At 61.7% G+C, this 13,993-nt stretch carries 11 protein-coding genes; 4 read left to right on the forward strand and 7 right to left on the reverse strand.

Annotated elements, in window-relative coordinates:
• The 6 genes from V2I30_RS05935 to V2I30_RS05960 all read right to left on the reverse strand — a co-directional run.
• A partial coding sequence (locus V2I30_RS05935; RefSeq protein ID WP_330661160.1) for a hypothetical protein occupies positions 1 to 554 on the reverse strand: 554 nt, incomplete at its 3' end.
• Positions 554 to 1,606: a nitrilase-related carbon-nitrogen hydrolase gene (locus V2I30_RS05940; RefSeq protein WP_330661161.1), complete on the reverse strand. Its 1,053-nt coding sequence runs from the start codon at positions 1,604 to 1,606 to the stop codon at positions 554 to 556. The genes V2I30_RS05940 and V2I30_RS05935, both read right to left, overlap by 1 nt.
• A gap of 105 nt (positions 1,607 to 1,711) precedes the next feature.
• Positions 1,712 to 3,262 carry an FAD-binding oxidoreductase gene (locus V2I30_RS05945; protein WP_330661162.1) on the reverse strand — a complete coding sequence of 517 codons (1,551 nt, stop codon included), beginning with the start codon at positions 3,260 to 3,262 and terminating at the stop codon, positions 1,712 to 1,714.
• Positions 3,262 to 4,554: an MFS transporter gene (locus V2I30_RS05950; RefSeq protein WP_330661163.1), complete on the reverse strand. Its 1,293-nt coding sequence runs from the start codon at positions 4,552 to 4,554 to the stop codon at positions 3,262 to 3,264. Before V2I30_RS05950 ends, V2I30_RS05945 begins: the two co-directional genes overlap by 1 nt.
• A gap of 88 nt (positions 4,555 to 4,642) precedes the next feature.
• On the reverse strand, positions 4,643 to 5,692 hold the full coding sequence (locus V2I30_RS05955) for a VOC family protein (protein ID WP_330661164.1): 1,050 nt from the start codon (positions 5,690 to 5,692) through the stop codon (positions 4,643 to 4,645).
• Positions 5,693 to 5,714: 22 nt separating this feature from the next.
• The gene (locus V2I30_RS05960; protein ID WP_330661165.1) at positions 5,715 to 8,009 is read right to left on the reverse strand and encodes a TonB-dependent receptor; all 2,295 of its coding nucleotides are present in this window, start codon (positions 8,007 to 8,009) and stop codon (positions 5,715 to 5,717) included.
• Positions 8,010 to 8,192: 183 nt separating this feature from the next.
• Here V2I30_RS05960 and V2I30_RS05965 point away from each other — a divergent pair, with 183 nt between their 5' ends.
• Both V2I30_RS05965 and V2I30_RS05970 read left to right on the forward strand, forming a co-directional pair.
• Positions 8,193 to 8,876, forward strand: a complete 684-nt coding sequence (locus tag V2I30_RS05965) for a hypothetical protein (protein WP_330661166.1) — start codon at positions 8,193 to 8,195, stop codon at positions 8,874 to 8,876.
• A gap of 155 nt (positions 8,877 to 9,031) precedes the next feature.
• Entirely contained in the window at positions 9,032 to 11,530 is a 2,499-nt protein-coding gene (locus tag V2I30_RS05970; protein WP_330661167.1) for a TonB-dependent receptor, read from the forward strand.
• A gap of 49 nt (positions 11,531 to 11,579) precedes the next feature.
• On the opposite strand, the gene V2I30_RS05975 is transcribed toward V2I30_RS05970, so the two are convergent.
• The gene (locus tag V2I30_RS05975) at positions 11,580 to 12,506 is read right to left on the reverse strand and encodes a DUF1838 family protein (RefSeq protein WP_330661168.1); all 927 of its coding nucleotides are present in this window, start codon (positions 12,504 to 12,506) and stop codon (positions 11,580 to 11,582) included.
• A gap of 142 nt (positions 12,507 to 12,648) precedes the next feature.
• On the opposite strand from V2I30_RS05975, the gene V2I30_RS05980 reads away from it, so the two are divergent.
• Positions 12,649 to 13,473 carry an HpcH/HpaI aldolase/citrate lyase family protein gene (locus V2I30_RS05980; RefSeq protein WP_330661169.1) on the forward strand — a complete coding sequence of 275 codons (825 nt, stop codon included), beginning with the start codon at positions 12,649 to 12,651 and terminating at the stop codon, positions 13,471 to 13,473.
• Positions 13,466 to 13,975, forward strand: a complete 510-nt coding sequence (locus V2I30_RS05985) for a MaoC family dehydratase (protein WP_330661170.1) — start codon at positions 13,466 to 13,468, stop codon at positions 13,973 to 13,975. Before V2I30_RS05980 ends, V2I30_RS05985 begins: the two co-directional genes overlap by 8 nt.
• Positions 13,976 to 13,993: the final 18 nt, after the last annotated feature.

Below are 13,993 nucleotides of genomic sequence, written 5' to 3' on the forward strand. Positions count from 1 at the left end.
AAGGTGCCCGCCTCGACCGTCTTCTCCTCCTCGCCGACATATTCCATCACCATTTCGAGATAGGCGATCTGGGGAGCGGTGGCGCCGCGATGGTCGGGGGAGGGGAGGTAGAACTTGAGGCGGCGCTTGTGTGGACCCTCGCTCACATTCATTAGCCGCGTGGTGAAGCCATCGCCCGCAATCGGGTGTGTTCCGAAAGCGTCGAACTCGCCAGCCTCGCGGCTTTCCGCATTGCGTCCGATCCCGGGTCCGGTGCTGTCGCAGGTGATGCGCCCGGCATCCGGATCGTAAGCCATCCAGCCGGAGCCAAGGAACTCGTCGCCGAGCGTGAGATGCACCAGCAGGTTGCGCGGCTTGCGATCGGGGCCGATGTGGTAGGTGATGTTGCGAAGGACCGTGGGGTCTGGCTCCTCGATCTCGCACCGCGCATTCATGATGACCGAGCCGTCCGCATGATGCGAGAAGTTGAACCACTCGCGCCCCCGCTCTTGGCCTTCCATGCCCGGCTTCATCGAGGTGTAGCGGATCTTACCGCGCACATTGCGGTGTTGCATCAAATTACGCCCGCTTTGCTCAGCCGCTCAATGACCTCGGCCTGCGCGCGGTTGAAATAGTCGCGATCAGGAACTTTCGGGGAACCACCTTCCATCATTCCGTCCGCCTCGCGGAATGGCTCTGCAGCAGCGGCATAGGCCTCGGCGAAGAGAGTAGGGCGCTGGCGAGCGAGGTAATTGGTCATCGCTGGCGTTCGCCGAGCGTCGCGAAGGGCGGAAAGGTCGATGGTCGAAAAAGCGGTGAAGGTCTCACCATCCCCGCTCTGCGCGACGACGCGGCCTTTCCAGTCGACGACCTGGCTGTTTCCTTCCGCCGAATTGAGCGGCATCGCCGTGCCCGAAATACCCGCCGTGTTGGAGCTCACGACATAGGCGAGGTTTTCGAAGGCGCGCGCCTGTTTGGCGATGTCCTTGTTCGTCGCGATGGGGGAACCGACCTCGCTGGAGGAATGACAGAGTACCTCTGCCCCGCGCAATGCTAGCGCACGGGCGATTTCGGGATAGAGGATTTCCTCAGACGCAATCGCCGCCAGATTCCCGATTTCGGTGCGCGCCACCGGGAAGACGCCTTCAAGCCCGTATTTATCGAGATATGCCTCCCACACGTCGTGCGGCGAGGGCGCATACATCGATAGAAGGCGGCGATATCGCAGCACCACATCGCCCGAAGGCGCGACGATGAAGCAGGACTGGAAGTAGAAGTCGGGAAACGCTTCGTCGGTCTCGTATGCATTGCCTGCGAGGAACATGCCCAGGTTCTGCGCGACTGTGCCGAGTGCCTCATACTCCGGCCCACCCGGCGCCCAGCCCACCTTAGCGGCGAAGTCGGGAATGGAGATGCGCCCGGGATAGGAGGTGAACAGATACTCCGGCATTACGACGAGCTTCACCGGCTTGCCCGAATATTGCGCGACGAATATCGAAGAAGTGCGGATTTGCCCTTCGATCTCGGCGATGTGCTGGAGCATAGCAGCGCGCGCTTCGTCTTCAGTGGGTAGCCGCTCGAGCGAGCGCGCGGTCAGCTGCATCGCCATTGCGCTGTAAGTCGACATGTCGGTCACGTTCTCTCCCTGCTGTGCGGCGAGTGGGGCGTGGGTGGCTATAGCGGCGCAAAGGCCCGCGGCGATAGCTCGCCTGCGATCAAGCTCGACATTCACCTACAGGCCCAGCGATCCGGGGTTCATGAGACCGCGTGGATCGAGTTCGACCTTCACCGCCTTGAGCAGCGCGTCGGCGCGCGGATCCAGGCTATCGCGATAGCGATAGGTGCGGCCGATCTGGAAATGGACGGCATCGTGTTCGAAGAAGATGTCGACGATGGCCTCTTTAAGGCCTTGCGCCAGCGCCCAGGCGTCCTCGCTATGCTCATGGTTTGGCAGCTTCTTGAGGTGCGCCTTCTCTATCGTGTCCTCGATCACCGGATTGCGCAGATCGGGCCAGTAGAGGCACGGTTCGATCACCACACCCGCCAAACCGACATTCGCGATGAGCGTACCGTAATGGACGCCGAGCCGCTCCATTTCACCTTCGTGGTCGGCGAACAGCCTTTCGAATGCTGCGAAACACTGCGCCGAGCGGCCGTGCGAGACAAGGCCGTGGATCGGAGCCCACCGCTCGCCATCCGGGCCGAGGATCGAATTCAAGGGACCGAAGGGATTGGCGCGAATGATCTTGGGAATAGTGTTTTCGACCTCGAGCCCACCATGCATCGCCGCGATCTGGCGTGCGATCTCCACATCGGCATCGGCGGCCGCCTGAATGCGACCTTCGGCAAGCACGTGGAGCGAAAAATTCGCATCCTTCAGGAAATCGCGCCCCGCTGCGACGACCTTTGCGCCTTCCTTAAGCGCCTTGAGCACGCCGCCCTGCTTTTTCATCATGCCGACCAACTGCCTCGCGTCGCTCGTGAGGCTGTCGCGTTTCATGCGGATGGCGTTCAAGTAGGGGTCGAAGCCGAAACACTCGGTCGCAATGCCGCGCCGCTCGATCTCGCTTGCCGCGGCGAACCAGCCTTGCGCGTCGTCGAAGGCGAAGCTCGCATAGGCGTTGAAGTCCGCTTCATGGATCAGCTTGAGCGTAACCGTGGCCTTGATCCCCAGCGCTCCGGTATCGCCGAGGAAAAGGCCTGTGAGGTCGGGACCGTAGGGCCGCGCGTGCTTCTTGCCGGTGGACAGGAGCGTCCCGTCGGCGAGCACCACTTCAAGCGCGGTGCAGCTTTGCGTAGCAGTGCCATAGCGGCCCGTGCCCCAGAAGATCCCGTTCTGGCTCATGCCGCCGCCAATGGTTGCCATAAGGCCAGATAAAGTGCCCCACATCGGGGTGCGCATGCCGTGATGGCCGAGCCGCTCGCGCAGGGCCGCCCAAGTGCAGCCAGCTTCGACCGTGACGGTCATATCGGTATCATTGACCTCCAGCACGCGGTTCATTTTTGCGAGGTCGAACAGCACCGCGCTTTCGCGCGTTTGCGTATAGCCGCCGGTATAGCTCATCCCTCCGCCGCGCGGGGCCACAGAGTGGCCGGCATCGGTCGCGGCCTTTACAGCGGCGGCCAGCTGGAGCTTGTCGGCGGGCCGCACGACCGCGGCGAGATCGCTACCCCGCGAATAGATGTCGTGGGCGTAGAAATCGAGGCTGGCCTCATCGGTCAGCACTTCGGCGCCGGTTGCACGCAGCGCATCTTCGAGTGGCTTTTCGGCGAGCGTAGCCATCAGGCGGGCTCCATCTGCGGGGTGGGGGAAGCGTCTTCGGCTTCGGGAAAACTGTCTGGATAGCGGCCCAGAAGTAGGAGCAGCGCGCCGCCTGCAATGAACATGAAGATCGCCAATTCGAGGATCGGGTTGTAGCTTCCCGTCCGGTCATAGACCTGCGCGTAGACGACCGGGGAAGCGGCGCTGAAAAGGCCGAAGGGCATGTAGAGCATGCCGTAGATCTTGCCGTAATTCGCCATCCCGAAATAGCGTCCCGTGAGGTAGGCGATGAGGTCGCTTTCCGCGCCCGCGGCAAAGCCGAGGAGGAACCCGGCAAGCGCGGCGGCAGCGAAGGGAAGGCTGTCGCCAAGCAACAACCACGCGGAGATCGCGGGCAGGCACAGCAGCGGGAAGGCGACGAAGCCCTGCCAGAAGCGGTCGAGCAGTGCGCCGGTGATCAGCCGTCCGGTAAAGATGCCGATGCCGAGAATGCCCATTACGCTCGCTGCGGTCGAGGCGTCGACGCCCCGCAGGCCAAGCATTGTCGGCATGTTGATGAAGGCACCTCCGAAAGCCGTTGCGATCAGCGCGATGGAAAGCCAGATGACCCAGAAGCGGTAATCCGCGAGCGCTTTGCCGAGCGTGACTCCGGTCAGTTTGCCGGTCTCGCTTTCAATCGCTTTGGGCCGTTCCTCCGAGCGCGGTTCGCGGAACAAAAGGAAGGCGACGACCAACGCCGCCGCCGGGAACAGTGCGACGATCGCGAACATCGCGCGCCAGCCATAAGTCGCGATCGCCCAGACCGCGACCTGAGGCACGACCATCGCCGCAAGGCTCGTGCCCATCAACAGAATGCCGAGCGCCAAACCCCGATGCTCGAAGAACCACAGATTGATCGCCCGGCTCCATGTGACCGGGGTCGAACCGATCCCGACCAGGCCGACCACCACCCAGAAACCGTAATAGATATACAGCGTCTGCGCTTCGCTCGCGGTAGGGGTGAGCGAGATCGCGGCAAAGGCGAGGCCGAAGGCGAAGAGCGACCACAAGGCGACTGGTCGCACGCCGAAGCGATCCGCCATCCAGCCGAAGACGGGCGCAAGCACACTGGCGATGACGCCGAACAGGGTTATCGGCAGCAGGATCTGCGTTTGGCTCCAACCGAATTCGGCGGAGAGCGGCTCGGCAGTGAAGCCAATAATATTGTAGGGGATCGGCGAGGCGCCGCACATAACGCCGAGCACCCCTGCGAGAAGGACTTTCCAGCCTTTGGAAAATTCGCCGGAAGGTGGTTTGGCCGTCGGAGCTGTCATGCGCTGGTACCTGCCTTGCTCCACACCATCATAGCGGCCGCGGCTGCGAGCGCGACCCTTGCCGCCGCGAAGTCCCGTGAATGTGGCGTCACGGTGCTTGGTAGAACTCGGTAAGATTGCCGTCGGGATCGCGCACCGCGATCATGTCGAGCCTGCCGAGAGTTCCCACCGTCACGCCCTGCGCTTCGTAGGTCAGTTCGACGCCTTGGGCATTTAGAAAAGCGCGATAGACGCCAATATCGCGAACCGGATAGCGAACCGAGACGATCCCGAAATTAGGGAGAGAAGCGCGCGCGGAATGATCGCGGCCGGTGAAGCCGGTGATCTGCATGACTTCTACCCGGCCCGTCTCGCCTGGCAGGGAAGGTTGCAGCGCGGCGGCGGCGCGCACGATTTGCGGGGTTAGATTGTAGGGTATCGAGAAATTAGAGAAAGCGGGCTCTGCCGGTTCCCGGTCGCTGTCGAACAGCCTGTCGAAGCCGAGCTTTTCGGCATAGAAGTCGCGCGCGCTCGCCCGGTCGCGCACCATGCGCATCGCGTTGAACCCCTGGCTGATTGGACCGAGCGGGAACGCGGTGAATTCGGGCGTGATCCGCTCGTAAACCGCGAGGTGGATGCCGTGCGGTCCGGTCAACACGACGTTGCGCAAGTCCGACGCGCCGAATTGGAAACGGATCGGCGGACTTTCCGCCCACCAACCGAGCTCCAGCGCCTTGTCGTAGAGCGCCGACACATCGTCGCTGCGGACCATGATCGAGTATATACCGCCCGTGTCCCAGGCCCGTGCGGCGGGACGGATCGGACCTTGTCGCTCGGCGCCATCGATGCGTACGAAGCGTATGCAGCCGGTCTCCGCCCGCGGTGCGCACCAGCGTTCGAATGCACCCGTGACGCTGGCGGGCAGGCGATAATAGTCGAGTTCCCCGCGCGACATCTCTCCCGAGGCGACCAGCCGCCATCCGCCCGCATGGCGGAACAGGCGGGTTGCGGGTTCGAACGCGGCGACCGAGACCACCGCCTCGCTCCACGGCTCGACACCCAGGCGCCCCGCTTCCTGTGCACGCAATTGCGACGATGGCAACGCGGTGAGCACGGCCAGAAAAAACGCGAATGCGCCGAGCACGAAGGCCCGGCGCATCGAGGGGGAGAGCCTCCTCACGTCAATCGAAGGAGATGCCGACATCGACCCCGAATGTAAGGGGCGGCGCGGCGAAAACCTGATTCTGGCGAGTCGGTGCGTTGAACGTGTTGGCTCTAAAATATTCGCGGTCGGTTAGGTTCTTGCCCCAGATCGAGATGCGATAGCGCCCTGTCGTATAGCCGACGCGGGCATCAATCCTCAAACCCGGCTCCTGCTCGGTGCCCGGGACGTTAGCGACGAGGCCGAACGTGTCATCCTCCCAAGCGGCATCGGCACCGAAGAAAAGGTCGCCATTACCGATCGGGACCTCGGCGATGAATCCGACCAGCGCCTTGAACTCCGGCGCGTTCTTGAGCTCGAGACCGAGCGCGCAATCGATGATTTCCTGTTCGATCACGGGTTCGCCCGGCGCGGTCGAGACCCCGGTGCAGGCGAGGCCAGGATTGGTGACCGAGCTGTTGGTGAGAAGCCCCGCCTGATCGAAGTTGAGTGTTTGATATTCCCCGTCGAGATAGCTCGCATTCCCGTAGATCGTGAAGCCGTCGAAAGCCTCGATCTGGCCATCGATCTCGACGCCCTGTATGCGCGCTTCGCCCGCATTGATGCGCGTGAAGGCGCCCGAAGGCAGCGTGCCGCTGATCTGGAGGTCCTGATAATCGTTGTAGAAATAGGTCGCGTTGAAGGTCACGCGCCCGTCCCAGAACTGGGTGCGAATGCCACCTTCGATGCTGTCCAATTCCTCCTCGTCGACCTGGCGGAAGCAGGCGAGCGGGTTGAAGCAGTCGGGCGAAAAGCCGGGCGATTTGAACCCGGTCGCATAGGAGGCGTAGAACAGGATATCGTCGGTCAGCGAATAGTCGATCTTCGCCGTCCAGGTGATGTTATCGGTATCGGCAGCGCCGACGATATTGGAGCCGAAGCCTGCCAAAGGCCCGCCTGCATTGCCCACGAAGTCGCGATCTTCGGTCGTCCAGCGCAGGCCACCCGTCAGCGTCAACGCATCGGTGATATCGAATGTCCCCTGGCCGAAGACCGAGAAGCTCTCGGTCTCGACGTCGTTGGCGAAGGGAAAGATGAAATCGTAATCGAGGTCGACGTCTTCGTAATAGTAGAATGCGCCGGTGGTGAGGTTGAAGGGCCCGTCGAAGTTGGTGTTGACGAGCACCTCTTGGCTGAATTGGTGCTGGCGCGTTTCCTGGAAGAAGGGAAAGCTGATGAAGCTGTCGAGATCGTCCTTGAGGGCGCGAAGCGCGCTGATCGATGTGACCGAAAAATTGTCGTAATCCCCCGTTAGCTGAATCGAGGCGCCATAGGTCTCGACTTCGCTGTTGTAGTTGGTGATGCAGCCGATCGCCTGGAAGTTGACCGGGGTCGCGGCGGAACAGGTGACCCCTGCGGCCGGTTCGATGGTGAAGATATCCTGATCGCGGTCTGTGACGATCGCGGGATTGTCGCTTTCGTCGACCAGCGAGGATGGGATCGGGTCCGAATTGTCCTTCGTGTAATCGAAGATCGCCAGCACGCTCCACGCGTCGCTCATTTCGCCATAGAGGCTGCCGCGCACCGAGTAGACTTCCTCGTCACCGACCTCGGTTCCGGCGAAGCTCGCAAAATCGCCGTTCGGATTGAGTTCGAAGAACCCTTCGCGCTCGCGATAGAGACCGGAGACTCGCACCGCCAGCGTATCCGCTAAGGCAAGATTGACCGTGCCGCGCGCCTGGATCCGGTCGTAATTGCCGGTGCCGATTTCGGCGGTCACCGAGTTTTCGAGAAGCTGCGGGCGGACCGAGGTAAACTTGATCGCACCGCCGTTCGTGTTGCGGCCGTAAAGCGTTCCCTGCGGTCCGCGCAGCACTTCGACCTGCTCGACGTCGACGAGATCGACGAGGCTTCCGACCGTGCGGCCAAGATAGACGTTGTCGATGTAGATGCCGACCGCCGGATCGACCGCGCCGCGAGACTCGTCCTCGCCCACGCCGCGGAAGAAGATGCGTGCGGACGAGGACGTGCCGGTGCCGGTGGTGATGACGACGCCGGGGACCTGCGAGGTCAGGTCGTTGGCGTCGAAAACCTGGCGACGCTCGAGCTCGACCGCGGAAAAGGCAGTCACCGCGGCGGGTACGTCCTGCAGGTTTTCTGCCCGGCGCTGCGCGGTGACGATGATCGCGTTACCGGTCGGCTCGTCTATATCGGCTTCGGCCGCATCGATCGCCTCGTCCACCGATTGTGCCTGCGCGGCATGGGGCAGGGCGGCAAGCGCGAGGAGGGAACTGGCGCCTGACAGGGCAAGCTTGGTCGGAATGCGCAGCATCATATGGAAAAGCTCCTTTGCGTGCGGGGGATCGTCCTTCGCGGAAATCTGAGCGGCCCCCGAAATGAAATGTCCGGACAAATGCTTGCTTGTCAAGCGAGGAAGTGCAATTTGTCCGGACAAATTGTGCTAATGTGTCGCGCCGCGTGACCTGGGCGCAACACTTTTGCTGAAGGGGGTTGTTCGGTGGATGTCTCGCAATTCGCATATCCCGCGATGGTTTACGCGCATCTGTTGCTCTTCGTTCTGTGGCTCGGCGCCGATGTCGGGGTTTTCGTCCTTGGCCAGCATTTTCGCAGGCGCGAGGCCTATACGCTCGATCAGCGCATCGCCCTGCTCAAGCTGCTGGTCGAGATCGACATGGTGCCGCGCAGCGCTTGGGCCTTGATGGTACCGCTGTCGCTCAGCGTCGTCGACCTTGGCGGATGGTGGGACGTGCCCGCCTGGCTCAGTATCGCCGCCTGGGCGATCGGCCTGTTCTGGCTGTGGCTGGTATGGGATGCGCACAAACACGACATGACCCCGCGCGCCGCGCGCAATCGCGCTATCGAGAGCTGGCTGCGCTGGATCATCGGCGGGTTCTATTTGTGGCTGGGCGGCCAGAGCCTGATCACCGGCGGACCGCTCATTCCCGACTGGCTGGCGTGGAAAGCGCTGCTGTTCGGGCTGATCTTCGTTTCCGCGATCATGATCGACGTGACCTTCAAGCCGGTCGGCGCGCAGCTGACTGCGGTGCTGGAAGAGGGATCGTCCGACGCCACCGAAATCCCACTGCGCCGGACGATGGACCGGACGCGGATCTGGGTCTGGATGGTCTACCTCCTGCTGCTCGTCACCGCGTTCCTGGGCAACACGAAACCTATGCTGTGACAAACGGCAAGCCGGAAATCCGCACGCGGCGGACGCCAGCGTCGGGCATGTCTGTTGAAAAATTTGTCTGGACAAATTCTGCTTGTGAGGCAGAATTGTGACATAGGGACGATCGAAACCGGCGGTGGGACGCAGGTTTCATGGGAGGGAAATCTATGAATACGCCAATGCGCCGTGCGCTGCTCGCAGCAACGATCCTCACGCCTGCTACGCTGGTGCCGGGAATAGCCCAGGCGCAGGTCGTTGCGGGGGCCGATGCGTTGGATGCCGAAGAAGGCGAGGGCAACCGTATCATCGTCACCGCGCGGAAGAAGGAAGAGGAACTTCAGGAGGTGCCGACCACGGTGGCGGTCGTGACCTCGGAGACGATCACGAACCTCGGCCTCGACAGCTTCGAGGAGATAGCCAACCTCACCCCCGGATTGTTTTTCGACGAGAGTTTCGGGCGTAATGCCAATCGTCCCGTCATTCGCGGCCAAGCCAATATTCTGGGCGAAAGCGGCGTCGCATTCTTCATCGATGGTATTTACTACACCGGCAGCCTTGCCGACTACGACGTCGATACGATCGAGCGGCTGGAGGTGGTGAAGGGCCCGCAAAGCGCGCTCTACGGACGCAACACCTATTCGGGCGCGATCAATATCATCTCGAAGAAACCGGGCGATGTCTGGGAAGGCCGCGTCGCGCTCGATCTGGCGACCGACGATCGCTACGAAATCACCGCCGGCATTCGCGGGCCGATTGCCGACGGTCTCGGGCTCGGTATCAACGGCCGCTTCTTCGATTTCGGCGGCGAGTTCGAAAATCAGTTCGACGGCGAAGAGGTGGGCAAGCAAAGCTCCTACTCGCTCTCTGGCGTGCTCGATTGGGACAGTGGCGGGCCCTTCACCGCGACCCTGCGCGGCTATTACAACCGCACAGACGACGGCCAACCGGCCCTGTTCCAGCAGCCCACGACCGCCAATAATTGCTTCTTCGACGATGGCTCTCTTTATAACGGCGGCGGGCGCTATTTCTGCGGCACGATCGAGCCGCAGGAGATCAACACCGATTTTTCGCGCCAGTTCATAGATGCGGACGAAGTCGGCCTGGAAGCCGATACCTATAACGTCTCCCTGCGCATGGATTACGAGCTCGGCGAGGGTCTGACGTTGACTTCGCTCACCGGTTATAACGACCGCACCGAGCAGCAGCTGACGGACGGCGATTACAGCCCGGAAAGCTTCCAGACAGCGGTGTTCGCGCGGTTCCCGATTTCCGGCTTTCCCGTGCCCCCGTTCGAGTTCGGCTTCGTGGGGACCACGGTCGATTTCTCCTTCGCCAATCGCAGCGAGGTTTCCGATTGGTCGCAGGAACTGCGCCTGAGCTACGAAAGCGACCTGTTCGATTTCGTGGTCGGCGGGTATTATTTCGATCAAAGCGCCGACAGTTTTTCGATCCGCGACGTTCCCGGCGATGCAGCCGCGAGGGCAGGCGCGAGTTTCGGGGCACGCTTCGGTCAGGAACAGGCGATCTGCGCGGCCAATCCGGTCTGTGCGTCGGTTGTCCCGCTGTTCGGGCCTTCGGGGCCAGACCAGCTCAACCTGCGGGACGAAGCGCTACGCGATATCGAAAACGTCGCCGTATTCGGGGCCGTAAACTGGCATATAACGCCGGAAATCAATCTGGGGCTCGAAGGCCGCTATGCCGAAGAAACGATCGGCCAGACCCTGTTCGATTTCAACGAAGGCGAACCGCGACCCGCAGGCGAGGTCTTCGACGATCAGAAATTCACGAGCTTCACCCCGCGCGTGACTTTCGACTGGCAGTTCACGCCGGACAATCTACTGTACGCCATCTACGCCGAAGGCATCAAACCGGGTGGCTTCAACAGCGTTCAAGCGCGAAACGCCGGAGTGCCGACCTTCGACGAGGAAGAAAACACCTCCTATGAGATCGGCATCAAGAACACATTTGCCGACGGCTTGCTGACCTTCAACATCGCTGCGTTCTACACCGATATCGAAGGCTATCAACTGACGCAAAATATCTCCGATCCGCCCAACCAGTTGAGCGCGACGGTCAATGCGGGCGACGCGGAAGTTTTCGGCATCGAAGCGGAAGCGCGCGCTGTTCTGGGCAATTTCGTCATCAGCGCCAACTACGCCCTGGCCGATACCGAATTTACCAGCGGCTTCGACGAGCAGCAGGGCATTCTCAACGATGTGGCCGATGACAGGCTCGTCAATTGCTCGACCGGGGACCAGTTCCCCGACGTCGATGGATGCCAAAGCCTGTTCGGATCGATTGCCGGACAGACGATACCGCGCGCGCCCAAGCACCGGGTCTTCGCGGACGCGGTCTACGTGACGCCCGCCCCGTTCGGCAACGGCGACTGGGACTTCTTCGTCGGCGGCAACGTCACCTATACATCGAGCCAGTTCGCGCAGGTCCATAACCTTGCCCGCACGGGCGATGCGACGGAAGTCGACGCGCGTATCGGGATCGAGAACGACACCTATCGCATCCAGCTCTACGCCGATAATCTTTTCGACGAGGATGCCGTGCAGCAGGTGCTGCGCTTTGCCGATGCGAACAACGATTTCCGGCGGAGCTTCGTTGCCGGGCTTCGGCCGGGACGTCGGATCGGGCTGCTGGTCGTATCGAATTTCTAGGCGCTTGAACGATCGGGAGGCGATGCAGCGCTTCCCGACCCATCATTTCCTAGTCGGTTCCAGGGCCGCCGTCGCTGCCGGTTCTGCGCGCCTCGTCCGTCAGCATCTTGAACTTCGTCCAAGTCGTCTCGTTGGGACGCATATCGTCCTTGTGCGGGGCCTGTTCGTAGATCGGATAGTTCTCGCGGATTTCGTTCTTGAGGACGTCGGGCAGCTCCTCAAACCCACCCGGCAATTTGCGGCCCATGGCGTTGAACACCATCTGGCCCGGACGCCCGCCCATCTCCATCCAAGGCGCCCAGGGCGAGAGGCGCACCCAGCTGATCATTGGGTAGGCGGTCGGAAGCGAAGCGTCGAACAGCTCGTCCTTCAGAGCGGCAAAATCGAATATCTCCATCGCGTGATACATGTTGCCGACATATTGCTGATACTCGCCCGCGAGGGGGTTGGGATAGAACAGCGGCACCTCGAACGGCATGAAGACGTAGGGCCCGGCGACCCTCATCGACGATAGCGTGAAGGGTGCGCCATCCGCACCCGTTGCGAAATTGGGACGCCCGTTCACCGGGTCGTTGTGGATCTGCATCACCTCGACCATCTCGCCGGTGTAGGGATTTTCCCAGCTGTCGAGGACCTCGCCGGTTTCGGGATCGAGCATCAGCATGATCTCGCGGCTGATGAGGCGCCAACCGGTGCCGCGCTCGGGATCGGTGATCTCGACGCAGCGGCGGATGTTCATGCCCTCCCCTTTGAAGAGCAGCTGGTCGCGCACACCTGGTGAGCGACCATAGATGTTGCCGGACCAGTGATAGACCGCTGGTTCGTCTTCGGAGACGCCGCATTGGAGCCGCTTTGAAATCTCGAGAGCGTCTTGCGGATCGGACGGATCGAGCATCTGCGCCGAGACGGAATTGGCAAGCCCGAAGGCGCCCGCCCACGCGGCCCCTGCAACCATCAGCGCATTCACAAGTTTCATATATTCCCTCCCGAGCGAAATCCGGGCACTTCATTTGTCCGGACAATTCAAAACTTCGCGCTTGACTTTAGATTTGTCCGGACAAATTGTGAAGGCTGAAATTCGCGCTCCCGGACATCCGATTGAGGATCCTGCTACGATTATGTTCTCAGCTGCCAGCCTTCTGTTTGTTCCGGGATCGCGTCCGGACCGCTTCGGCAAGGCGAAGGCGGCGAAGGCGGGGCTGACCGTAATCGACCTCGAAGATGCGGTGGCGGCTGAAGACAAGGAAAGTGCGCGCGAAGCGGCGCTGGCTCACGTTGCGGAGGCTTCCGAAGGCTGGGGCATCCGGATCAACGCGGTGACGACGCTCGCAGGCGTGCGCGATCTTGCTGCGCTCGGCGATGCGGACATCCTACCGCCGGTGCTCATGGTCCCGATGGTCGAAAGCCCAGCCGAGCTCGACGTGGTGGTTGGCGCGCTAGGCGAGCGTTGTCCCGATCTTGTGCCGCTGGTCGAGACCCCGCGCGGCCTCCGCCATGCGCTGGAGATCGTCTCGCACCGTAAGGTCACGGCGCTCATGCTAGGCGGCGCGGATTTTTCGAGCGAGCTAGGCGTCGAACTGGCATGGGACCCGCTTTTGGGCGCGCGCCATGCGATGGTACTGGCCTGCGCAGAGGCCGGAAAACCAGCGATCGACGTGCCCTATATCCATCTCGATGACGACGCCGGGTTTGCCGAGGAATGTAAGCGTGCCGCAGCCCTCGGCTTCCTTTGCAAGGCTGTGATCCACCCGCGTCAGGTCCCAGCGGCCAACGCCGCCTTCGCACCTTCAGGTGACGAAATCACCGAAGCCCGCGAAGCGCTCGACGCTTACAAGGCAGGCGGCGAACGGGCGATCCGTTTCAAGGGAAAGATGCTCGAAGCCCCCTTCGTCAAGAAATACCGCGCGGTGCTCGCGCGCGCTGAAGGAGCCCACAATGCGTGACGGTGTCATCGAGGTTTCCCCGGGTCGCTTTCGCGAAGTGCAGGGCCGCTATTTCGAGGATTTCGAAGAGGGGCATGTCTATGAGCACCGCCCGGGCCGCACGATCACCGATGCGGACAATGTGTGGTTTACGCTACTCACGATGAATACGCATCCCGCGCATTTCGATTACGAGCTTTCCAAGGACACCGAGTTCGGCAAGCCGCTCGTCGTCTCGCCTTTCACCATTGCTCTGATGACCGGGATGAGCGTCTCGGACACCAGCGGGAAGGCGATCGCCAATCTTGGCTGGGACGAGGTGCGCATGACAAAACCGCTTTTCGTCGGCGACACGCTCTATTGCGAGAGCGAAGTGCTCGAAAAGCGCGAAAGCAAGAGCCGCCCGCAGCAGGGCATCGTCACATTCAAGACCATCGCCAAGAACCAGCATGGCCACATCGTCAGCCACTACAAGCGCACCGTGCTGGTCTGGAAGCGCGGCTTTGGCGGGCTCGACGAGTAATATGAGAATATAAGGGAC

It is taken from the genome of Erythrobacter sp., from assembly GCF_036351135.1.
Classification (GTDB): Bacteria; Pseudomonadota; Alphaproteobacteria; order Sphingomonadales; family Sphingomonadaceae; genus Erythrobacter.